Source organism: Mycobacterium sp. 1165196.3 (assembly GCF_001673415.1).
Taxonomy (GTDB): Bacteria; Actinomycetota; Actinomycetes; order Mycobacteriales; family Mycobacteriaceae; genus Mycobacterium; species Mycobacterium europaeum_A.
The window spans coordinates 20,697-42,372 of sequence record NZ_LZLU01000083.1 but is presented as its reverse complement, the minus strand read 5'-3'; the positions used below and the strand labels follow the sequence as shown (position 1 = coordinate 42,372).

General features: G+C 67.1%; 18 protein-coding genes, 1 tRNA gene and 1 pseudogene. 13 read left to right on the top strand and 7 right to left on the bottom strand.

What is annotated here, in order from left to right:
• Window positions 1-174: 174 nt before the first annotated feature.
• A complete protein-coding gene (locus A5659_RS08575) occupies window positions 175-2,442 on the bottom strand; it encodes an ATP-dependent DNA ligase (RefSeq protein WP_066878710.1) in 2,268 nt (755 codons plus the stop codon).
• 129 nt (window positions 2,443-2,571) lie between these two features.
• Here A5659_RS08575 and A5659_RS08570 point away from each other — a divergent pair, with 129 nt between their 5' ends.
• From A5659_RS08570 to A5659_RS08550, 5 genes are all read left to right on the top strand, one after another.
• A complete protein-coding gene (locus A5659_RS08570) occupies window positions 2,572-4,098 on the top strand; it encodes a mannitol dehydrogenase family protein (protein WP_067180376.1) in 1,527 nt (508 codons plus the stop codon).
• Entirely contained in the window at window positions 4,095-4,952 is an 858-nt protein-coding gene (locus A5659_RS08565) for an HAD family phosphatase (RefSeq protein WP_067025219.1), read from the top strand. The genes A5659_RS08570 and A5659_RS08565 overlap by 4 nt, the downstream gene beginning before the upstream one ends.
• A 34-nt stretch (window positions 4,953-4,986) precedes the next feature.
• The gene (locus A5659_RS08560) at window positions 4,987-6,399 is read left to right on the top strand and encodes a mannitol dehydrogenase family protein (protein WP_082975980.1); all 1,413 of its coding nucleotides are present in this window, start codon (window positions 4,987-4,989) and stop codon (window positions 6,397-6,399) included.
• Window positions 6,396-7,304, top strand: a complete 909-nt coding sequence (locus tag A5659_RS08555) for a carbohydrate kinase (protein ID WP_067180372.1) — start codon at window positions 6,396-6,398, stop codon at window positions 7,302-7,304. The genes A5659_RS08560 and A5659_RS08555 overlap by 4 nt, the downstream gene beginning before the upstream one ends.
• Window positions 7,305-7,400: 96 nt before the next feature.
• Window positions 7,401-8,318 carry a Ku protein gene (locus A5659_RS08550; protein WP_066866734.1) on the top strand — a complete coding sequence of 306 codons (918 nt, stop codon included), beginning with the start codon at window positions 7,401-7,403 and terminating at the stop codon, window positions 8,316-8,318.
• Window positions 8,319-8,324: 6 nt separating this feature from the next.
• Here A5659_RS08550 and pstA read toward each other — a convergent pair whose 3' ends face one another.
• The 4 genes and pseudogenes from pstA to A5659_RS08530 all read right to left on the bottom strand — a co-directional run.
• Window positions 8,325-9,227 carry a phosphate ABC transporter permease PstA gene (gene pstA / locus A5659_RS08545; RefSeq protein WP_066866841.1) on the bottom strand — a complete coding sequence of 301 codons (903 nt, stop codon included), beginning with the start codon at window positions 9,225-9,227 and terminating at the stop codon, window positions 8,325-8,327.
• Window positions 9,228-9,276: 49 nt separating this feature from the next.
• Window positions 9,277-10,251, bottom strand: coding sequence for a phosphate ABC transporter permease subunit PstC (gene pstC / locus A5659_RS08540; protein WP_156748919.1), 975 nt, complete (start codon window positions 10,249-10,251; stop codon window positions 9,277-9,279).
• A 30-nt stretch (window positions 10,252-10,281) separates the two neighbouring features.
• Entirely contained in the window at window positions 10,282-11,394 is a 1,113-nt protein-coding gene (pstS, locus tag A5659_RS08535; protein ID WP_066866738.1) for a phosphate ABC transporter substrate-binding protein PstS, read from the bottom strand.
• A gap of 244 nt (window positions 11,395-11,638) precedes the next feature.
• A pseudogene (locus tag A5659_RS08530) lies at window positions 11,639-11,893 on the bottom strand (phosphate ABC transporter substrate-binding protein PstS); the annotation flags it as partial.
• 149 nt (window positions 11,894-12,042) lie between these two features.
• Here A5659_RS08530 and A5659_RS08525 point away from each other — a divergent pair.
• The 8 genes from A5659_RS08525 to A5659_RS08490 all read left to right on the top strand — a co-directional run bounded on the left by A5659_RS08525 (window position 12,043) and on the right by A5659_RS08490 (window position 18,165).
• Entirely contained in the window at window positions 12,043-12,834 is a 792-nt protein-coding gene (locus A5659_RS08525) for an SDR family oxidoreductase (protein ID WP_066878698.1), read from the top strand.
• Window positions 12,835-12,859: 25 nt separating this feature from the next.
• Window positions 12,860-13,936, top strand: a complete 1,077-nt coding sequence (locus A5659_RS08520) for a diacylglycerol kinase (protein WP_067025225.1) — start codon at window positions 12,860-12,862, stop codon at window positions 13,934-13,936.
• A gap of 84 nt (window positions 13,937-14,020) precedes the next feature.
• The gene (locus A5659_RS08515) at window positions 14,021-15,262 is read left to right on the top strand and encodes an Nramp family divalent metal transporter (RefSeq protein ID WP_197497951.1); all 1,242 of its coding nucleotides are present in this window, start codon (window positions 14,021-14,023) and stop codon (window positions 15,260-15,262) included.
• Window positions 15,263-16,336, top strand: coding sequence for a poly-gamma-glutamate hydrolase family protein (locus A5659_RS08510; RefSeq protein ID WP_067025232.1), 1,074 nt, complete (start codon window positions 15,263-15,265; stop codon window positions 16,334-16,336).
• A gap of 7 nt (window positions 16,337-16,343) precedes the next feature.
• On the top strand, window positions 16,344-17,168 hold the full coding sequence (locus A5659_RS08505; protein ID WP_067025234.1) for an LLM class F420-dependent oxidoreductase: 825 nt from the start codon (window positions 16,344-16,346) through the stop codon (window positions 17,166-17,168).
• Between the two features lie 49 nt (window positions 17,169-17,217).
• Window positions 17,218-17,290 (top strand) — tRNA-Arg (locus A5659_RS08500).
• 85 nt (window positions 17,291-17,375) lie between these two features.
• On the top strand, window positions 17,376-17,768 hold the full coding sequence (locus A5659_RS08495) for a hypothetical protein (protein ID WP_067025237.1): 393 nt from the start codon (window positions 17,376-17,378) through the stop codon (window positions 17,766-17,768).
• A gap of 112 nt (window positions 17,769-17,880) precedes the next feature.
• On the top strand, window positions 17,881-18,165 hold the full coding sequence (locus tag A5659_RS08490) for a hypothetical protein (protein ID WP_067025240.1): 285 nt from the start codon (window positions 17,881-17,883) through the stop codon (window positions 18,163-18,165).
• Window positions 18,166-18,193: 28 nt separating this feature from the next.
• Here A5659_RS08490 and A5659_RS08485 read toward each other — a convergent pair whose 3' ends face one another.
• Window positions 18,194-19,570, bottom strand: a complete 1,377-nt coding sequence (locus tag A5659_RS08485) for a PPE family protein (RefSeq protein ID WP_067025242.1) — start codon at window positions 19,568-19,570, stop codon at window positions 18,194-18,196.
• Window positions 19,571-19,598: 28 nt separating this feature from the next.
• The gene (locus tag A5659_RS08480) at window positions 19,599-20,834 is read right to left on the bottom strand and encodes a PPE family protein (RefSeq protein ID WP_067025245.1); all 1,236 of its coding nucleotides are present in this window, start codon (window positions 20,832-20,834) and stop codon (window positions 19,599-19,601) included.
• Window positions 20,835-21,676: the final 842 nt, after the last annotated feature.

The following is a 21,676-nucleotide window of genomic DNA, read 5'->3' as shown; positions in this document are numbered from 1 at the left end:
CGAGCGGGACGGTCGCCGACGGGGTGCGCTGCGCTTCGTCCCCCGCCCGCCGCAATCCGTCCGCGCCGCGCGCGATCAGCTCGAGCAGCGTCACCCCCGGCGGCAGCGCGTAGATGGTGTCGCCGGACAGGACCCCGACGCGCTCGCCGTCATCGCCTTGGTAGGTAACCCATTTCACTCGCGTACCACCTCACTTGCTTCCTTGTCCGGGCGCAGCCCCCGCCAACTCGATTGGCGCAACCGGTTATCCGGGGTCCACTCGCTATAGCGCACTTCACCCACCAGGACCGGCTCCACGTAGGTCACGCCCCGGGCTTCGCTGCGGGGCAGCGGTGGGTGGAACGGGGATTCATCGGTGTGCAGCGGAGCCAGCGTCTTCTTCAGGTTGGCCAGGTCGCGTTCGGTGAACCCGGTGCCGACGCGCCCCGCGAAGTGCAGGCCGTCGGCGGTGGGGATGCCCATCAGCAGTGAGCCGATGCCGCTGCTGCGTCCGCCCTCCCCGGCCTTCCAGCCGCCGATCACGACTTCCTGGGTGTTCCAGTGCTTGTCCTTGATCCACGACGACGAGCGCCGCCCGGGCTGATAGGTGGCGTCACGCCGCTTGGCGATCACGCCCTCCCAGCCGCGCTCGCCCGAATGCTCCAGCGCCTGCGCGCCGTCTCCGGGCAGCAGTTCGGGAACGATGAGAGCGCTGCCCGCGGCCAGCATTTCCAGCACCTTGCGCCGGTCCGAGTAGCGGGCCCGCAGCAGCGAGCGGCCGTCGAGGTAGAGCACGTCGAACGCCCAGAATTCGACGCGGGAGCCGCGGCCGCGGTTCTGCATCTCGTGGAAGTTGGGCACACCCGAGCCGTCCAACACCACCGCTTCGCCATCGAGGACCACATGGTGCGCGGCGAGATCGGTTGCCAGCGACTGTAATTCGGGATATTCCCGGGTGACCTCGCGGCCGCGGCGCGACCGTACCCGCAGCGCGCCGTGGTCGGCCTCGATCAACAGCCGGTAGCCGTCCCACTTGCCTTCGAATGCCCACTGGCTCGCCTTGAGTGCCGTCACCGAGCCGTGGGTGGCCAGCATGGGGGCGATCGTGTCGAACTCGAAAACGTTCTGGTCCTTCATCCGGTGCGCCAGCCACTGATCGCCGTTGGTTTGGATCAGCGCGTAGCGTCCGGAGATCTTGCTGCCGTGCAGATTGACGATCACCTCCCCTTTTTCGGCGGAGTCGTTGAACTTCTCGGCCTCGTAAGTTCCGGAGTCCCAGATGATCACCTTGCCCGCGCCGTACTCGCCCTTGGGAATGATGCCTTCGAAACCGCCGTATTCCAACGGATGATCCTCGGTGTGGACCGCGAGGTGGTTCACCGACGTGGTCTCGGGCAGGTTCTTCGGCACCGCCCAGGACACCAGCACGCCGTCTCGTTCCAGCCGGAAGTCGTAGTGCAGCCGGCGGGCGTGGTGTTCCTGGATGACGAAGCTGTTGCCTTGTCCGACAGCGGGTTTCGCCACGGGTACCGGCTCGGGAGTTTTCGAAGCGTCGCGCATGCTGCGGTATTTCGTCAACCGATCCGGAACGGGCGCATCCTCGTCCAGCTCTGCAAGCAGGTCGCCGTCGCGGGCCACCCGCTCCAGCACCTCGTCATAGCGAAGTTGGCGCAGCGACGGGTCGTCGAGTTCGGCCCAGGTGCGCGGTGCCGCGACGGTGGGCTGTTCGCGTCCGCGCAGCGAGTAGGGCGCGATGGTCGTCTTGGAGCCGTTGTTCTGGCTCCAGTCCAGGAAGATCTTTCCGGCGCGCAGGCTCTTGGTCATGGTCGACGTCACCAGCTTGGGCATCGTCTTTTCCAGTTGTTGCGCAACACGTTTGGCCAACACCGTCGCGCCCTTGCTGCTCACCGGCTCGGCGAGCGGCGTGTACAGGTGCAGGCCCTTGCTTCCGCTGGTGAGCGGATAGGTGGTCAGCCCGATCCCGGTGATCAGTTCACGGACGGCGTGCGCCACCTCGGCCAGCTGAGCCATCGTGACGCCTTCACCGGGGTCCAGGTCGAACACCAGACGGGTCGCCGGTCCGGGTTTCAATTCCTCGGCCCGGCTACGGGTCCACTCGGCGACGAAGCGCCACTGGGGCACGTGGACCTCCAGCGCGGCCTGTTGGGCGATCCAGGCCAGACCGGTGGGGCTGTCGATGATCGGATATGTCGTCGTTCCGGATCGATGGGTCACGCTGGCGCGCGGCAGCCAGTCGGGCGCCGATGCGGCCAATTGCTTTTCGAAGAAGGACTCTTCGTCGACGCCGTTGGGCCACCGCTTGCGCGTGGCCGGACGGCCGGCGACGTGCGGGATCATCACCTCGGCGATTTGCGTGTAGTAGTCGAAGATTTCGCCCTTGGTGGTGCCGGTGGCGGGGTACAGCACCTTGTCGGCGTTGGTCAGTTTCACCCGCGGTGCCATGTTGTCAACCTACGCGTTTCGCGCGTGTTAACCGTTTTGACCTCCACTAATCGTGTCACAGTCGACTTTTTTTGTGACATGACTAACGAAGGGGTTAGATTGCCGATCGACCCGGGGCACAGACACACAATGTTTGACGTAGTCCCCTCCCCTTGGCGTCGAAACAGCGGCGTCCCACTCAGCGATGCGACGCTTCGACTGCATTCACAACGCGTCGACATCCCCACCTACGACCGGTCGGCCCTCGGCCGAGGAGTCGTCCACATCGGCGCGGGCAATTTCCACCGCGCACATCAGGCCGTCTACTTCGACGACTTGGCCCGCTCGGGCATCTCTGGGCGTTGGGGGGTGACCAGCGTCAGCCTGCATTCCCCCGACGTCAAACACCTGCTGTCGGCCCAGGACGGGCTGTACACCGTCGTGCAGCGCGGCCACGACCGCCAGACCGCCCGCGTGGTCGGCTCGATCGGCTCCGTGCATTACGCACCGAACGACGGCGCGGCCGTGCGTGCCGCCCTGGCAGACCCCCAAACCCGCATCGTCAGCCTGACCATCACCGACAACGGATACTTCCTCAACCCGGTCTCCGACGAGTTCGACGCCGACCACCCCGACGTGCGCGCCGACCTCGTCTCCTCCGACGGCTTCGCCACCACGTGGGGATACCTGGCCGAAGCCCTGGATCGGCGCCGCCGCGCCGGCATCGCCCCCTTCACGGTGCTGTGCTGCGACAACGTTCCCGGCGACACCCAGCCCGCGAGAACCGCGCTGGTGTCGTTCGCCGCGTTGAAGGACCCCGGGCTCGCCCGCTGGATCGACACGCACGTCGCGTTCCCGTCGACCATGGTCGACCGCATCACCCCGCAAACCACCAAGTCCGAGCGCAAATTCGTCGAGCAGACGTTCGGCGTCGCCGACAAATGGCCGGTGGTGACCGAGCCGCATCGCCAGTGGGTGATCGAGGATTCGTTCAGCAACGGGCGACCACCGCTCGACGAGGTCGGCGCCGAGTTCGTCGCCGACGTCAGCGATCACAAGCTGATCAAAACCCGTCTTCTCAACGGAACCCACATCGCGCTTGCCTGCCTGGCCACCCTGGCCGGCTACCAGCGCACCGACGAGGCGATGCGGGACCGCATCATCTTCGACTACGTCGAAAAGCTCCTGCGCGACGAGATTCAGCCGCTGCTGCCCCCGGTTCCCGGCATGAACACCCCCGAGTACCGGGGCACCTTGCTCGATCGGCTCAGCAACCCCCGGATGAGTGACCAGCTTTCGCGGCTGGCGCGGCGCGGAACGAACAAGATCGCGACGTTCGTGCTGCCCTCGCTGCAGGAGGCCATCGCCCAGGGCAGGCCGCACACGCTGCTGATGTTGGCCGTCGCCGGATGGGCGCGCTACATGCGCGGCCACGACCTCAACGGGCGCAAGCTGCGCCTGGAAGACTCGCAGGCGATTCCGGTCGCTAGGTTGGCCAACATGGCACGCAGTAACCCGGATCCGCTCCTGGGGCATGAGATGTTCGCCGAGGTGCGCGCGGTTCCCGGCTTCTCCCAGCGCCTGGGCGCGATGATCGCCGATATCGACGTGCGCGGTGTGGTGCCCACGCTGCGGGACGCGATGCGCAATGACGAGCGGGAGTTGGTGTCGCGATGACCGGCGGGTTGACCTTCGTGCGCGCCTTCGACCCGGCGCCGATCACCACGTTGCTGTGCGACGCCGACGACAACCTGTTCGGTTCGGAACGGCCGGCTTTCGACGCCTCGACCGAGGTGACCAATCGTTTCCTGGCCAGGTTCGGCGTGACCGCCCCGCTCAGCTCCGAGGAGTTGCGCAAGCGAGCCGTCGGGAAGAACTTCCGCACCACGGCCCTCGACCTGGCGGTGCAGTGCGTCGTGCCGCTCGAGCAGTCCCTGGCCCGGGGCCGTCCCGCGGCGGTGATCGCCAACGCCGACGACCTCGCGGGCGGCAACGCGCTGTCCGCCGACGAACTCGAGCAGTGGGTGGGCGAGGAGCGCGAACGGGTCACCGCTCATCTGGCCGCCACGCTGACCCCCGATCCGCAGGTGCTGGAGCCGCTGCGAGAACTCGCAACGCGCTACGCGCTGGCGGCCGTGAGCTCCAGCGCCACCAAGCGGTTGCGTGCCTGTTTCGCCGCCACCGGTCTGGACGCGCTGCTATCGGAGGCGGTGACGTTCAGTGCGGAGGATTCTCTTCCGGTGCCGACAAGCAAACCCGATCCCGCGGTGTACCTGCATTGCGGCCAGGTGCTGGGCGTGGCGGCCGAACAAGGGCTGGCCATCGAGGACTCGGTGGCGGGCGTGACGTCGGCGGTCGCGGCCGGCTACGCCACCATCGGCAACCTGATGTTCGTGCCGCCCGACGAACGGGATTGTCGCCGTGAGGAATTGATCGAGGCCGGTGCAGTCGCGATAACAGATTCGTGGCACGCTATCGCCGATGCCCTACTGTTGTCGGCCGCACCGGGTGGAGGTTCGGTAGCCAGGTGACGATCCGGGCACTGACCCGGGGAGGAGTTGGCCAATGGAGGCTGGCGGAATCAATCTGAACAATGCGACGCTCGCCACGCTGCCGATCGAGGCGCCGACCTACGACCGCGGCAGCGTGACCGTCGGCATCGCGCATATCGGCGCGGGTCATTTCCACCGCGCGCATCAGGCCGCGTACCTCAATCTGCTGCTGCAGCAGGGCCTGGCGCGCGAGTGGGGCATCTGCGGGGTCGGGGTGATGCCCGCCGACTGGACGATGCGCGATGTGCTCGACGATCAGGACGGGCTCTATACGCTCATCCTGGAAAAGCCCGACGGCAGCCGGGACGCCCACGTGATCGGCTCGATCATCGACTACCACTACGCCCCCGACGATCCGGAGCCGGCGGTGGAAGTGCTTGCGGCACCGGCCACCCGGATCATTTCGCTGACCATCACCGAGGGCGGGTATCGGGACCCGGACGGGCCCGCCTTCGCGTTGATCGTCGAGGCCCTGGACCGGCGTCGCCGGCGTGGGCTTCCCGCGCCGACGATCGTGTCGTGCGACAACATCGAGAACAACGGTGAGATCGCCCGGCGGGCCGTGCTGGCGAACGCCGAAAGCCGGGACCCCGCACTGGCGCAGTGGATCGATGGACGCGCCCGGTTCCCGAGTTCGATGGTCGACCGGATCACCCCGGCGACGACCCTGCAGATGGCCGCCGAGGTGCGGCGCGATTTCGGCATCAATGACCGGTGGCCGGTGGTGGCCGAGCCGTTCACCGCCTGGGTACTCGAGGACGATTTCGCCGACGGCAGGCCGCCGCTGGAAAAGGCGGGCGTGCTGCTGGTCGACGATGTCGCCCCGTACGAGCTGATGAAGCTGCGACTGCTCAACGCGGGCCATCAGTGTCTGGCCTACTTCGCCCATCTGTGCGGCTTCACTTTCGTCCACGAGGCCGCGAGCGATCCGTTGTTCGCCGAATTCCTGCTTGCCTACTTTGAATCCGAGGCCATCCCGACCTTGCCGCCGGTGCCCGGGATCGACCTGCACGACTACACCCGCACGCTGGTCGAGCGGTTCTCCAACCCCGGCGTGCGCGACACGGTGTCGCGGTTGTGTGCCTATTCGTCGGATCGCATTCCGAAATGGTTGATCCCGGTGATCTGCGACAACCTGGCCAGCGACGGCCCGGTTCAGGTGACCGCCGCGGTGGTGGCGAGCTGGGCCCGCTACGCCGAAGGCACCGACGAATGGGGTAAACCGTACGAGGTGGTGGATCGACTTGCGGATTCGCTGATCCCGATCGCGCGTTCGCAGTACGAGAATCCCACGGCGTTCATCGAAATCGCGGCCGTGTTCGGCGATTTGGCCCACCAGCCGCGCTTCGTCCAGGCCTACACCTGGGCGTTGGACTCGCTGCACCACAAGGGCGCCCGCGCGACGCTGGAGGCCTTGGTGCGATGACCCGTGGCCTGGTCATCGGCGAGTCGCTGATCGACATCGTCGGGGCCGACGAGCATGTCGGCGGTAGCCCGCTCAACGTCGCCGTCGGGCTCGGCCGGCTGGGCCGCGAGGTCGACTTCCTGACCTCCATCGCCGACGACGCGTACGGCAGGCGCATCGCGGACTACGTCGAATCCGCGGGCGTGCAACTGCTTTCGGATAGCACAACGGCGCGGCGCACCGCGACCGCGCGTTCAACGATCGCCGAAGACGGCTCGGCCGACTATGTTTTCGATCTGGACTGGCGGCTCTCCGGAACCCCGCCGGTCGCGCCGCCGCTTTTCGTGCACACCGGATCGATAGCCGCCGTGCAGGATCCGGGCTGCCTGGCGGTGGCGGCGCTGATCGATACCTATCGCGTCTCGGCCACCGTCACCTTCGATCCCAACGTGCGGCCGTCGCTGATCGCCGACCGGGAGCCGGCCGTCGCGCGCATCGAGCATCTGGTCGAACGCAGCGACATCGTGAAAGTCAGCGAGGAAGACCTGCGCTGGATCGACCCCACGCAGCCGCCCGAGCAGATCGCGCAGACGTGGCTGCGGTTGGGGCCCGCGATCGTGGCGGTGACGATGGCCGACCGCGGCGCGGTGGCTTTCTGCGCGGCCGGGGTGGCCCGGGTGCCGACCCGCGCGGTCCGCGTGGTCGACACCGTCGGGGCCGGCGACTCCTTCATGGCCGGCCTGCTCGACGCGCTGTGGGAATCGGAATCGTTGGGCGGTGACCGGCGCCCCGCGTTGCGCGAAATCGATGTGGACGCGCTGACCGCGGCACTCGAGACGGCGAGCATGTGTGCGGCGCTGACCGTCGCCCGCGCGGGAGCTGACCTGCCGGACCGGGCTGCGCTGGATGCCGCTTCGGGTCGCTAGGGGCGCCTCCCGTCGGTGCGCGGGCCCGGTCCAACGACGAAGGTCGTAGCCTCGTCGTGCTGTTTTGCCGCAGGCCCGCCGGGCATACTGATCTGCATGCGCTCCATCTGGAAGGGTTCCATCGCGTTCGGGCTGGTGAATGTCCCGGTCAAGGTGTACAGCGCCACCCAGGATCACGACATCAAGTTTCACCAGGTGCACGCCAAGGACAACGGCCGCATCCGATACCAGCGCATTTGCGAGGTGGACGGCGAGGTCGTCGAATACCGTGACATCGCCCGCGCCTACGAATCCGACGACGGCCGCACGGTCATCATCACCGACGACGACATCGCCACCCTCCCCGAGGAGCGCAGCCGCGAGATCGAGGTGCTGGAGTTCGTGCCGGCCAGCGACGTGGACCCGATGTTGTTCGACCGCAGCTATTTCCTGGAGCCCGACTCGAAGTCGTCGAAATCCTATGTGCTGCTGGCCAAGACGCTGGCCGAGACGGATCGGATGGCGATCGTGCATTTCACCCTGCGCAACAAGACCCGGCTGGCGGCTTTGCGCGTCAAGGACTTCGGCAAACGCGACGTGATGGTGATCCACACGTTGTTGTGGCCCGACGAGATTCGCGATCCGGACTTTCCGATCCTGGACAAGAAGGTCGAGGTCAAACCCGCCGAGCTCAAAATGGCCGGGCAGGTGGTGGATTCGATGGCCGAGGAGTTCAACCCCGACCGCTACCACGACGACTACCAGGAGCAGCTGCACGAGCTGGTCCAAGCCAAACTCGAAGGCGGAGAGGCGTTTACCACCGAGGAGAAGCCGAAGGAGCTGGACGAGACCGAGGACGTCTCCGACCTGCTCGCCAAGCTCGAAGCCAGCGTCAAGGCGCGCTCCGGTAACGGCAAGGCACCCGCGAAGAAGGCGCCCGCGAAGAAGGCCGCGGCGAAAAAGGCCCCGGCGAAGAAGACGGCCGCCAAGAAGGCTCCCGCCAAGAAGACGGCCTCAAAAGCGTCGTCGAAGTAAGCCCACTCAGCGTTTGCGCGTGGCGAGGAAACGGGTCAGCGCGGCAACGATGTTGATGGCGGCGACCATGATGATCAGCGTCAGCGCCGCACCCCAGATCCGCAGGAAGCCCGCGTGTTCAGGGTTGGTGAGCTCGGTGTAGATCAGCAGCGGCAGCGAAGCCATGTTGCCGTGGAAGATGTCGAGGTTGATCGACCGGCTGTAGCCGACCAGCACCAGCACCGGCGCCGTTTCGCCGATCACCCGCGCGATGGACAGCAGGATGCCGGACACGATGCCAGGCATCGCGATCGGGAAGACGATCCGCACGATGGTCTTCCATTTGGACACACCGAGCGCATAGCTGGCTTCACGCAGGTCGTCGGGCACCAGCCGCAGCATCTCCTCGGCGGAGCGCACCACCACCGGCAACATCAGCAAGACCAGCGCCAGCGACACAGCGAACGAACTCTGCTGGAAGCCCAGCGTGGCGATCCAGAGGCTGAAGATGAACAGCGCCGCCACGATCGAGGGCACCCCGGCGAGCACGTCGACCATGAATGTCGTCAGCCGCACCAGGCGCCCGGATCCGTATTCGACCAGAAACACCGCGGTCATCAGTCCCAGCGGTACGGCCAGGGCCGCGGCCACCCCGGCCTGCACCAGCGTGCCGTACAGCGCGTGGTACACCCCGCCGGAGAACTGTTCCGGCAGCACGCCGTGCAGCGAATGCGTCCACCACCCCGACCGCGTCACGGCGTACCAGCCGCGTTCGATGACGATCCAAAGCACCCAGATCAGCGGCACCAGCGCGACGCAGAACGAGCCGAGGAAGAAGATGGTCGCGGCGTTGTTGGTGATCCGGCGCCGAAAGCTCAGCGGCCTGAACACCTCGACCTTGACCGGCCGGTCGAGCGCTTCAGCCGTCACGAGCGCCACTCCTCCTCATCGCTTCGCTCTGCATCGTCGCCGGCGCGGGTCATCCGTTGACCTTGCCGCCGGCGATCGCCCGCGCGAGCGCGTTGACGACGAACGTCAAGACGAACAGCGCGAACCCCGCCGAGATATACGCCCCGGTGGGCAACGGCTCGCTGAACTCGGCGGCCGCCGAGGCGATCTTCGAGGCGAACGTGTAGCCGCCGTCGAACAGCGACCAGTTACCCGGGCGGGCGGCCGACCGCAGGATGATCAGTACCGCCACGGTTTCGCCCAGCGCACGCCCCAACCCGAGCATCGAGGCCGCGATCACACCGCTGCGGCCGAACGGCAGCACGGTCATCCGCACCACTTCCCATTTGGTGGCGCCCAGCGCCTGGGCCGCTTCCATCTGGATGTGCGGGGTCTGCCGAAACACCTCACGCGAGACGGAGGTGACGATCGGCAGGATCATCACCGAGAGCACCACCGCGGCGGTGAAGATGGTCCCACCGCCGGCCAACGAGACGTTGCCCTGCTTGAACAGGAAAAACCAGCCGAGGTGGCGATTGAGATACGCCGCCACCGGCTCGATCTGCGGTGCCAGCACGAAAATCCCCCACAGCCCGAAGATGATCGACGGCACAGCGGCGAGCAGATCCACCACCGCGCCGAACGGACGCGCCAGCCGCTTCGGCGCGTACTGGGTGAGGAACACGGCGATGCCGACCGCGACGGGGACGGCCAGCACCAGCGCGCTGACTGAACTGAGCACCGTGACCATCAGCAGGTCGCGGATACCGAACGCGAGGTTGTGCGGGTCGCTGGTGCTGAATTTGGCGCTGGTGAAGAAGTTCGCGTGGTTCACGCGCAGCGACGGGACGGCACGCAGCAACAGGAACACCGCGATCAGCAGGATCGCGACCACGATCGTCGAACCGGCGGCGGCGGCGATCAGCTTGAACAGTCGATCGGCACGCCGTCCCACGTGTTCACTCAGCGCTGTGAGTGCCGGCTTCTCCGTGGTCGACGGGCTGATTGCTGTTCCTCGTGTCACGACCACCTCAGGTTATGTGATCGCGTTGATGGAAGCAGACAACCTCGCTTTGAACGCGTCAGGGATCGGGATGTAGCCGTTGTCGGCCAGGCCATTCTGCCCGGCGCCGATGGTGCTCTGCAGGAACGCCTTGACCGCGGTACCGATCTGGGCGTCGGGATACTTCGAGCAGACGATCTCGTAGGTCGCCAACACGATTGGGTAGGAACCGGCCTGGGTCGGCTTGTAGAACGAGAGCGTGTCGAGCACGAGGTCGTTACCCTGGCCGGCGATTTTGGCGCCGGCAATCGTCTTGCCCACCGAGTCGGCGCTGATCGACACCGCGTCCGGGCCGGCCGAGGTGACGATCTTGGCCATGTTCAGTTTCTGCGCCTGGGCAAACGACCACTCGTTGTAGGTGATGGATCCTTCGGTGGCCTTGATCGCCGCCGAGGTGCCGTCGTTGCCCTTGGCCCCCTCGCCGACCCCGCCCTTGAACGTCTTTCCAGCACCCTTGCCCCACGCGCCGTTGGCGGCGGCATCGAGGTACTTCTGGAAGTTGTCCGTGGTGCCGGATTCGTCGTTGCGGAACACGACGTGGATCGGTTCGGCGGGCAGCGTGACGCCGGGATTGAGCGCCTGGATCGCGGGGTCATTCCACGTCGTGATCGCGCCGTTGAAGATCTTCGCGGCCGTGGCGCCATCCAGGCTCAGCGAATTGACGCCGGTGACGTTGTAGGTGATGGCGATCGGACCGAATACCACCGGCAGATTCAGCGCCGGCGAACCGCATCGTTGTTGCGCCGCGGCGTATTCCTTCGGCGCCAGGGGCGAATCCGAACCGCCGAAATCCGTTTGCTTACCGTTAAATTCGCTGATTCCCGCACCCGAACCGTTGGCGGTGTAGTTCAGCGTCTGGCCGGGGCAGGCCTGCTCGAACGCGTTGACGAAGCGGGTCATCGCATTGGCCTGGGCCGTCGAACCGCTGGCCTTGAGGGTCTTCGCCCCGCCGCAGCTCACCTTGCCCGATGCGGATCCGCTGGTAGCACTCGCGCCGGTCCCGTTGTTGTCGCTTCCGCATCCGGACAGCGCCAGCGCTGCGGCGCTGACGACACTGAGCACGGCGCCAAATCGGTTGAGTTTCAATTCGCTTCCTTACGGTAGGGATGAAACAGCATCGCCGCCGGTCGGTAACGCTGCGCCCCGACCGGCCCGTCTCGCAGCCACGAAGCTAACAGTAACAAGGTTAACTATGAGCAAACTGTTCGGCGATCGCCGCTGAACGCGTCGGCGACCGGCGTCGACGTGGGCGGGGGCCGAACGCGGTGTCACCTGGAAAGCGCGGGGCAGCAAAGAAAATGGCCCATCCGGCGAGGGCCCGTTCGGCGAATCACGCGATGGCGTCGATGGCAGCCGACAGCCGGGACTTGAACGGCGCCGGTACCGGGATGTAGCCGTTGTCCGCCAAGCCGTTCTGCCCGCTCCCGATGGTGCTCTGCAGAAACGCCTTCACCGCCGCACCCACCTGGGGGTCGGGGTACTTCGAACACACGACCTCGTAGCTGACCACCACGATCGGGTAAGACCCCGCCCGGGTCGGCCTATAGAACGAGAAGGTGTCCACGCCCAAGTCGTTGTCCCGGCCGGTGAGGGTGGGGCCGGGTGCGGGCAGACTTCGTCTTCGGGTGGCGTTGACCCCGTATGCAAAAGTAGAACCTGTTCCAGAAATGCCCGTTCCGAGACGGCGCGGCTTGCTACCGTGTCGGCTGAACACCGAAACGAAGAGAGGCCGCCATGATCCTTGACAGGTTCCGTCTCGACGACAAAGTCGCCGTCATCACCGGTGCAGGCCGTGGCCTCGGGGCGGCCATCGCGCTGGCCTTCGCCGAGGCGGGTGCGGATGTTCTCATCGCCTCGCGCACGGAATCACAACTAGAAGCCGTCGCCGAGCAGGTCCGCGGCGTCGGGCGGCGGGCCCACGTGGTGGCCGCCGACCTGGCGCACCCGGAGTCCACCGCGGAGCTCGCCGGCCAGGCCGTCGAGGCCTTCGGAAAACTAGACATCGTCGTCAACAACGTCGGCGGGACCATGCCCAACACGCTGTTGACCACCTCGACGAAGGATCTCAAGGACGCCTTCACCTTCAACGTCGCCACGGCCCACGCGCTGACGCTGGCGGCGGTGCCGTTGATGCTGGAGCACTCCGACGGCGGCAGCATCATCAACATCACCTCGACCATGGGCCGGCTGGCCGGGCGTGGTTTCGCCGCCTACGGCACCGCCAAGGCCGCGCTGTCGCACTACACCCGGTTGACCGCCCTGGATTTGTGCCCGCGGATTCGGGTCAACGCGATCGCCCCGGGTTCGATCCTGACCTCCGCGTTGGACGTGGTTGCCTCCAACGATGAACTACGGGCACCGATGGAGAAGGCCACACCGATGCGCCGCCTCGGTGACCCCGTCGACATCGCCGCTGCCGCAGTCTATTTGGCCTCGCCCGCGGGCAGCTTCCTCACCGGCAAGACGCTCGAGGTCGACGGCGGCCTCACCTTCCCCAACCTCGACATCCCCGTCCCGGATCTGTGACCCCTGACCACTTGAGGAGCACGTCATGCCCATCCCCGTCGTCCAATTGGGCACCGGCAACGTCGGTATCCACGCGCTGCGGGCGCTCATCACCAATCCGGAGTTCGACCTCAAAGGCGTCTGGGTCTCGTCCGAAGCAAAGGCCGGCAAGGACGCGGCAGAACTTGCGGGACTTACCGACTCGACCGGCGTGCTGGCGAGCACCGACCTGGATGCCGTACTGGCCACCGGGCCGCAGTGCGCCGTGTACAACGCGCTGGCCGACAACCGGCTGCCCGAGGCGCTCGAGGACTACCGGCGCGTCCTGGCCGCCGGCATCAACATCGTCGGCAGTGGCCCGGTGTTCTTGCAGTACCCGTGGCAGGTGATTCCCGAGGAGCTCATCAAGCCCCTGGAAGAGGCTGCGCAACAAGGTAATTCGAGCCTCTATGTCAACGGTATCGATCCCGGCTTCGCCAACGACCTGTTACCGCTGGCGCTGGCCGGCACCTGCCAGAGCATCCAGCAGATCCGGTGCATGGAGATCGTCGACTACGCCACCTATGACAGCGCCGCGGTCATGTTCGACGTCATGGGGTTCGGCAAGCCGCTGGACGACATCCCGATGCTGCTGCAGCCCGGCGTGCTCAGCCTGGCGTGGGGATCGGTGATCCGTCAGATCGCGGCGGGCCTGGGCGTTGCGCTCGACGAGGTCACCCAGGACTACGTGCGCATCCCGGCCCCCGAGGACTTCGACATCGCCTCGGGCCATATCGCCAAGGGCACCGCCGCGGCGCTGCGCTTCGAGGTGTTCGGCAAGGTCGACGGCCACCCCGTCGTCGTCCTCGAACACGTCACCCGGCTGCGCGAGGACCTGTGTCCCGACTGGCCGCAGCCGGCCCAAGAAGGCGGCTCTTATCGCATCGAGATCACCGGCGAGCCGTCCTACGCCATGGATGTCTGTCTGAGCAGCCGCAAGGGCGACCACAACCACGCCGGCCTGGTGGCGACCGCGATGCGCGTCGTCAACGCGATCCCCGCGGTGATCGCCGCCGAACCGGGCATCGTGACCACCCTGGACCTGCCGCTGGTCACCGGCAAGGGGCTCTACCTGCCGCAGTGATGCGCGACGGGCGGGAAACGCCCTAGCCGCTGCGGGTCGCGCCCAGATGTTCGACTACCCTCACTTTCTTATTCGGTGAAGTGAATCGAGGTCGGCACGTTGGGGCAGCGCACCCAGGGCTCGCTCAAGGGCAACTGGTACTTGCTCGGGCCCGCGTTCGTCGCCGCGATCGCCTACGTCGACCCCGGAAACGTCGCGGCCAACGTCAGCGCCGGCTCGCAGTACGGCTACCTGCTGTTGTGGGTGATCGTGGCGGCCAACGTGCTGGCGGGGCTGGTGCAGTACCTGTCGGCGAAGCTGGGGCTGGTCACCGGGCGCTCCCTGCCCGCCACGATCGGCAAGCGGATGGGCCGCCCGGCTCGGCTCGTCTACTGGGCTCAGGCCGAACTCGTGGCCATTGCCACCGATGCGGCCGAGGTCGTCGGCGGGGCCATCGCCTTGCACATTCTGTTCAACCTGCCGCTGCTGGTGGGCGGCGTGATCACCGGCCTGGTCGCCTTGCTGCTGTTGGGAATTCAGGATCGGCGCGGACAGATCATCTTCGAGCGCGTCATCACCGGCCTGCTGCTGGTGATCGCGGTCGGGTTCGCGGCGAGCTTCTTTGTCAAGACCGCCCCTCCTGAGGAGATGCTCGGCGGCCTGGTGCCCCGGTTCCACGGCACCGAAAGCGTGCTGTTGGCGGCCGCCATCCTGGGCGCCACCGTCATGCCGCACGCGGTCTACATGCATTCGGGTCTGGTCCTGGACCGGCACGGCCATCCCGACGAGGGGTCACACCGGCGCCTGCTGCTGCGCGTCACCCGCTGGGATGTGGTGCTGGCGATGACGGTCGCCGGCACGGTGAACGCCGTGATGCTGATCATCGCCGCGATCAACCTGCAGCACCGCGACGTGAGCGCCTCCATCGAGGGTGCCTACTCCGCGATCCACAACACGCTGGGCGCGACCATCGCGGTGCTGTTCGCGATCGGGCTGCTGGCATCGGGTCTGGCGTCGTCGTCGGTGGGCGCCTACGCCGGCGCCATGATCATGCAGGGGTTGCTGCACCGCTCGGTCCCCATGGTGCTGCGCCGGTTGATCACCCTGGTGCCCGCCCTGGTGATCCTGGCGGTGGGGTTCGATCCCACCCGCGCGCTGGTGTTGTCCCAGGTGGTCTTGTCGTTCGGAATACCTTTTGCCGTGCTGCCTTTGATCAAGCTGACCAGCGATCGCGGCCTGATGGGCGGCGACGTCAATCACCGCATCATCACCATTCTCGGCTGGGCCGTCGGCGTATTGATTAGTCTGCTTAACGTGGTGCTCATCTGGCTGACGGTGACCGGCTGAATGCCGGCCCGCCGGCACCTTTACTTCGCATACGGGTCGAACCTATGCGTCCGTCAGATGGCGCAGCGCTGCCCCGACGCCGCGGATCCGCGGCCGGCGGTGCTGGCCGACCACGACTGGCTGATCAACCAGCGCGGCGTGGCCACCGTCGAACCGCTCGCCGGTAACCAGGTTTACGGGGTGGTCTGGCAGATCTCCGACGGTGACTTGGCGACGTTGGACAGCGCCGAGGGTGTGCCGGTGCGCTACCGGCGCGACGAAATGACCGTGCACACCGACGACGGACCGGCGCCGGCCTGGGTGTACATCGACCACCGGGTGACGCCGGGCCCACCGCGGCCGGGCTACCTACCCAAAATCATCGACGGCGCCACCCAGCACGGGTTGCCGCAACGCTGGGTCGACTTCTTGCGCCGCTGGGATCCGGCCGGCTGGCCCCGCCTGAAATCGTCGACGTCCGGGGCTGGGCCGCAATCGTTTTCGGTGTTGCTGAGCGAGCCCGGGGTGACGGAGAGCAGCCAATTGCGTTCGCGTTTCGGCTTTTTGGCGATCCACGGCGGTGGGCTGGAAGAGATGACGGACGTCATCGCCGAACGCGCCGCCGAGGAGGCCGGTGCGTCGGTGTATGTGGTGCGCCATCCCGATCGCTACCCGCACCACCTGGCGTCGGCGCTGTTCGACCCGGCCGAATCACCGCGGCTCGCCGAGTTCCTCGACCATGTGGACGTCGCGGTGTCACTGCACGGGTACGGCCGCGACGGCCGCAGCACCCAGCTACTGGCGGGGGGCCGCAACCGGGCGCTGGCCGCCCACCTGGCCCGGCACGTCCGGCTGGACGGCTACCAGTTGATCACCGACCTCGACGAGATCCCACCGGAACTGCGTGGCCTGCATCCGCGCAACCCGGTGAACCGGGTGCGTGCCGGTGGAACCCAGCTGGAGCTCTCGGCGCGGGTCCGCGGGATCAGCCCGCGCAGCCCGCTGCCGGGTGACGACGGTTTGTCGTCGGTCACCAGCGCCCTGATCCAGGGGTTGGCCGACGCCGCCCGCAGTTGGTCGATATCGCATCGTTGAACGGAGAATGTTGGTGGCCAAGGATTTTCGCTTCGGAATGAGCATGCGGTTCTTCAAGTCGCGCGATGCCCTGCTGTACAAGGCCAAGCGCGCTGAGGACGCCGGCTTCGACATCCTCTGTGTGCCCGACCATTTGGGCGCCGCCGCGCCCTTCCCGACGCTGACCGCGGTCGCGATGGCCACCACGACGCTGCGGCTGAGCATGTATGTGCTCAATTCGGCGTTCTACAAGCCGGCCCTGCTCAGCCGGGACATGCAGGCACTGGACCTGCTCGGCGACGGCCGCCTGGAGATCGGGCTGGGCACCGGTTACGTCCGCGAGGAGTTCGAAGCCGCGGAGATCCCGTATCCCAGCGCCCGCGAGCGGGTCGACTACCTCGAACACATGACGAAGTACCTGAAAGCGCACCACCCGTCGACGCCGCTGATCATCGCCGGCAACGGCGATCGGGTGCTGACGATCGCCGCCCGCAACGCCGACATCATCGGGCTGACCGGATCCAGGGTGCGCGACGTCGAGGACCCGTTCGCCGAGCGGGTCGACTTCGTCCGCAAGGCCGCCGGAGATCGGTTCGACTCGCTGGAGCTGAATCTGGCCATCACCGCGATGCCGCGGGCCGGCGAGACCGAGCCCGACCTCAAGCTGACCCGCGCCTATTCGCCGGATCTGTCCGACGAGGAGATCCTGTCGCAGCCCTCGGTGCTCAGCGGTTCGCCGCGCGAGATCGCCGACACCTTGTCCGGGTACCGGGAGAAGTACGGCGTCTCGTCCTTCACCGTGCAGGACAACAACATCGAGAACTTCTCGAAGGTGATCGCCGAACTGCGCTGACCGCCGTGGCGATTCAGGGGTCGGCCTGCCGGTAAGCTCAGGCCCGTCCGCCCTCGTAGCTCAGGGGATAGAGCACGGCTCTCCTAAAGCCGGTGTCGCAGGTTCGAATCCTGCCGGGGGCACCGCATAATGTGTGACGGGCCGCCACTGTCATGGCCAGTCCGGCGAGGGGTATGAATCGGCGGCACGGCGCAAGAGGATGGTCGGATGACCACCTCACCGAACCGCGTTCTCATCCCGACATTCGCCGCGCTGCGCTTCGCCACCGGCGTGACCGCATGGGCGGCTCCGGCCAAGGCCGCGCGCCTGTTTGGGCTGGCCGGCGCCGAGCGGCAGCCCTTCACCACCCAGCTGTTCGGGTCTCGCGAATTGACGCTGGCCCTCGCCGTCACGGATGCCTCTCCGCGGTTGCGCACCCGCGCGCTACAACTTGGGCTGCTCACCGACGCACTGGACGTCATCGGGGCGCTACGCGGCGTCCAACGCCAGACGCTGCCGCCGGCCGGTGCCGTCATCACCGGCGGCGGCGCGGCGTTGTTTCTCGGCTTGGGACTTGCCGCGTTGGCAAACCAGAATCGCGCCGGCGCCTCGACGGCGTGAGCCGGGTGGTGAGTTGGGTCACGTCGTCGCCCGATCGGGCAACCTTCCGATCGTCCAGGTGTTGCAACACCTAGTCACTCAACGAACGGTGACCCCACCTAGCGAGGCTGACATGCAGACCCCCACCGGAGGACGTTTCGGCGCCCGCTACCCGATCGCCGAGACACTGTGGATCATCGCGGGCACAATCTTGTTGCTCGCCTTCGGGGACGTCGTAATCGTATTGGCCTTGGCGGTCGGCTTCGTGGGTATGACGGCCGCCTGGTGGATTCATCGCGACGCCCGCCCGCGCAGCGGTGACGAGGCCTTGGCTTCGGTGTCTCACCTGCCGGCCGACGCGCGCGACCTGACGATGGCGTCGGCGCACGCACCGTGGCATCGCCGCCGCGCGGCCTAGCGGCGCCACAGGCCGAGCCCACGTTTGGCTACCCCCAGGTGGCCCGGGGTGGTGTGGCCTTGGACTTCTCGGCAGAGGACAAGTGCACGGCATGGACGCCCGGTTTCTTGGCCAGCTGGTCTAGAAGGCTTTCCAGGTGCGCCTTGTCGGTATGCCAGTGCTGAACCGCCTCGGGCGCCTGTTGCAGTTCCGCCAGGACGGTCTTCAGCTTGTCCGGCGTGTCGGCGTCGTCGTCCGACCGGCGTCCCACCCCCCGCAGGGCGGTTCCGGTGATCCCGCGGGGCACCGCACCGCCCAGGGCGCTTCCGGCCAAGGCCGCCAGGGCAATTTCGCCAGCGAGACCACTCGTGCTCGCCATGACCGTCGGCGCTGCCGCCGCGCTGGTGCACTCCAGCAAGGTGGCGGCCAACTTGATCCCCGGGCTGGCCACCGCCCAGCTCGGCGGTACGGATAACGCTCCTGCCAGGCCGGCGCTGCCGACACTTGCGGACACGGCGGACGCGCCGGCCGTCGTGGCCGCCTGCGTGCTCGAGCCGAGCGCGGCGAACAGCGGTCCCTCCAGGTCGACCGCCGTGTCGCTCCAGGTCCGTGCCGTCACCACCAGGCCCAAGCTCAGGCTGAGCAACGTGTCGTTCACCGGACGAATGGCTTTGGTGACGAACTCGACGTTCGCGGCGATCCGCGCCAGCGGTGTGGAGTTCAGGTTGTTCAGCCATGTCGCCAACGACGACGGATCCGCTGCGGGGGATGCAGCCGGCGCTGCCAGGCTTTGCAAGGTTCGCGGCGTCGAGGACATCAACTGCGACAGGGCGGATTGCGCGTTGGCCGGAGCGACGCCGGCGGCCTGGGCGACGGCGCCCGATTGACCGAACGCTCCGGCGGGATTGGTGGTTTGTGGCGCCGAGTCGAACGGCGTCATCTGCGCGGCGGTCGCCGAGGATCCGGCGTAGCCGTACATCACCGCGGCGTCTTGCGCCCACATCTGCCCGTACTCCGCCTCCGTGGCCGCGATCGCGGCAGCGTTGTGGCCCAGCACATTGGTCGCCACCAGTGCCGTCAGCCGGCTGCGGTTCTCCGCGATCGCCACCGGGGGCACCGTCGCCGTGAACGCGGTCTCGTAGGCGGCCACCGCCGCCCTGGCCCGCGCGGCGGCCTGCTCGGCCTGCGCGGCGGTGAGACTCATCCATTCCACGTAGGGTGCAACCGCGGCCGCCATGGCCGCCGACGACGGCCCCTGCCAACCGCTGGCCAGGTTGGAAATCACCGCGTCGTACGCTGCCGCCGCAGAGTGCAGCTGAGCGGCCAAGCCATCCCACGCCGACGCGGCGGCCAACATCGGCCCCGAACCGGGACCCGCATACATCCGAGCGGAGTTGATCTCCGGGGGTAAGGCTCCAAAATCCATTGCTGCTCCTCGATATTGGCGACGGCAGCTAGTCCCGCGCGTCGTCGGCGTTGATGACGATGATGGTGGCGGTAGTTGCCGCCCGCCCGAATGCGCTGCCCCCGAGGCTCATTCCGCGAGTAGAACCACCGCCGGCGGCAGCCACGGCACGCCCGGCCAGACCCGAAGCGGCCATATTGCCGAACAGCGACCCCTGCCCCTCTGCCGCCAGTGCCGCCGGCGCACCGGCGACTGTGGTTTGTGGCAACACCATGGCGACCGGCCGAACTTCCGGGGCGGCGGCGGCCCATCCCTGTGGCACCGACAGGCGCCCGACCATGGCCGCTCGGCCTATCCCCGTTGGAACTTCGGCACCACCGGGCCTCGGTGAGCCGACCACGCGGTTGCCCGGCTCGGCCCCGCCGCCGAGCTGGGCCAGCTTGAGTCGGTCGCGGTCCAGCCGCTGCCTGGCACTGTTCACATTGGCCACGTTTTGTGGCACCAGATAGTTTTCGACGCCCAGCAGATAAGGGCTGCCGCCGATGCCGAAGAGCGACACTGGGCCCAGTGGACCCGTGAGCGCCGAGTCGAGAGCCGACAGCAGCGACGGGGGGTCGGCAGCAGCAGCAGCAGGCGTGGTCAGGCTCTGCAGTGATTGAGGCACGACGGACATCAGTTGCGGCAGAGCCGATTGCGTGTGGGTCACGACCGACCCGCCGGCAGCGTTGGCGACGGTAGCGGCTTGTGCCGCCGTCCCGGCCGGGTTGGCGGTCTGCGGCGCCTGGGTGAACGGCGTCATCTGAGCGGCGGCCGCCGAGGAACCGGCATAGCCGTACATCGCCGCGGCATCCTGGGCCCACATCTCGGCGTACTCGGCCTCGGTTGCCATGATCGCCGGAGTGTTTTGACCGAGGAGGTTGGTCGCGATCAGCGCCATCAACCGCGCACGGTTGGCGGCGACGATCGGCGGCGGCACGGTCGCGGCGAACGCGGCTTCATAGGCGGCCACCGCCACTCGCGCCTGATCGGCGGCCTGCTCGGCTTGGGCGGCGGTCAAGCTCATCCACGCGACATACGGCGCTGCCGCCGCCGCCATCATGCCCGACGAGAGGCCTCGCCAATCACCGGTCAGGCTCGCGATCACCGACTCGTACGACGCCGCCGCGGAGTGCAGCTGGACGGCCAACCCATCCCACGCCGCCGCGGCGGCCAGCATCGGGCCGGCGCCGGGGCCGACGTACATCCTGCCGGAGTTGACTTCCGGCGGTAGGAATCCGAAATCCATTGTTATCCCACCTGATTCAGCGGCACGGCGGTCGCACCTCGAGGCAAACCCGCACCGGCCGCAGTACCGGTTTACTGATTGGAAAATTATTTGCGGCCCGGCGTCGCGAGCCCGATTCGCTTTCGGTGCCGGGGGTGCAATACCGACCGGCTCGTGACCGGGCTGCGAGCGGCCGGTCGAGTGCTCTGACGTAAGTTGTTGATTCGCACATCGATTCGACGAATCACAGTCCGCGACCAGGAATTCCGGCAGGGAACTCGGAGAACCTTGCGACGTGGCTACGGCAGTTCGTGGGCCGTGGTGATAGCCGACGCCGCCGGCGTTGTCGCGCAACGCCGGTCACGACATGAAAGGGTCAACCTCGAATGGTTAGGATCCCCTGCTGCGCCACGGGCGATGCCTTCGACGCTGCAGGTATGACTCGACGCGGCAATTATGGGTATCCGTGATGACTTCGATTGCGCGCCAGCTGTCTTGACGGGTCTGCTCGGCGATGAACGCGGCGAGGAAGGGCCGTCCCCGGGTGAGGTGACCGGCCGGCACCGGGGCGTGCCCCAGGCGGCGCAAGGCGATTCCACAGGCGCTCGCCGCAAACACTGACGGCGAGCTGCCCTCCAGAGACCTCATTGCAACGCTCCTGCTTGCACGGCTTTGTGCCGCAAGAAAATCCCCGCTCTACAAGTAGATGAACAGAACACGATCGTACTTTTCGTTGTGACGCGATGTCCAGCTTGCGTTCATCCACTTCGTCTAGTGTCCCGCGCTACTCCGCGGGCGCCACCGGGGAGGCGCGCCGGGGCCGGGCGCCGCGGCGCATCTGGCCGGCCGGCCGGCCCCGTCGC

Bases quoted from the DNA above. Each gene is read 5' to 3' on its own strand.
- A5659_RS08575 (WP_066878710.1), bottom strand. From the start codon at position 2,442: ATGGCACCGCGGGTGAAACTGACCAACGCCGACAAGGTGCTGTACCCC.
- A5659_RS08560 (WP_082975980.1), top strand. From the start codon at position 4,987: ATGGAGGCTGGCGGAATCAATCTGAACAATGCGACGCTCGCCACGCTG.
- A5659_RS08490 (WP_067025240.1), top strand. From the start codon at position 17,881: ATGCAGACCCCCACCGGAGGACGTTTCGGCGCCCGCTACCCGATCGCC.
- A5659_RS08510 (WP_067025232.1), top strand. From the start codon at position 15,263: ATGCCGGCCCGCCGGCACCTTTACTTCGCATACGGGTCGAACCTATGC.
- A5659_RS08495 (WP_067025237.1), top strand. From the start codon at position 17,376: ATGACCACCTCACCGAACCGCGTTCTCATCCCGACATTCGCCGCGCTG.
- A5659_RS08485 (WP_067025242.1), bottom strand. From the start codon at position 19,570: ATGGATTTTGGAGCCTTACCCCCGGAGATCAACTCCGCTCGGATGTAT.
- A5659_RS08550 (WP_066866734.1), top strand. From the start codon at position 7,401: ATGCGCTCCATCTGGAAGGGTTCCATCGCGTTCGGGCTGGTGAATGTC.
- A5659_RS08520 (WP_067025225.1), top strand. From the start codon at position 12,860: ATGCCCATCCCCGTCGTCCAATTGGGCACCGGCAACGTCGGTATCCAC.
- A5659_RS08505 (WP_067025234.1), top strand. From the start codon at position 16,344: ATGTTGGTGGCCAAGGATTTTCGCTTCGGAATGAGCATGCGGTTCTTC.
- A5659_RS08565 (WP_067025219.1), top strand. From the start codon at position 4,095: ATGACCGGCGGGTTGACCTTCGTGCGCGCCTTCGACCCGGCGCCGATC.
- A5659_RS08570 (WP_067180376.1), top strand. From the start codon at position 2,572: ATGTTTGACGTAGTCCCCTCCCCTTGGCGTCGAAACAGCGGCGTCCCA.
- A5659_RS08555 (WP_067180372.1), top strand. From the start codon at position 6,396: ATGACCCGTGGCCTGGTCATCGGCGAGTCGCTGATCGACATCGTCGGG.
- A5659_RS08525 (WP_066878698.1), top strand. From the start codon at position 12,043: ATGATCCTTGACAGGTTCCGTCTCGACGACAAAGTCGCCGTCATCACC.
- A5659_RS08480 (WP_067025245.1), bottom strand. From the start codon at position 20,834: ATGGATTTCGGATTCCTACCGCCGGAAGTCAACTCCGGCAGGATGTAC.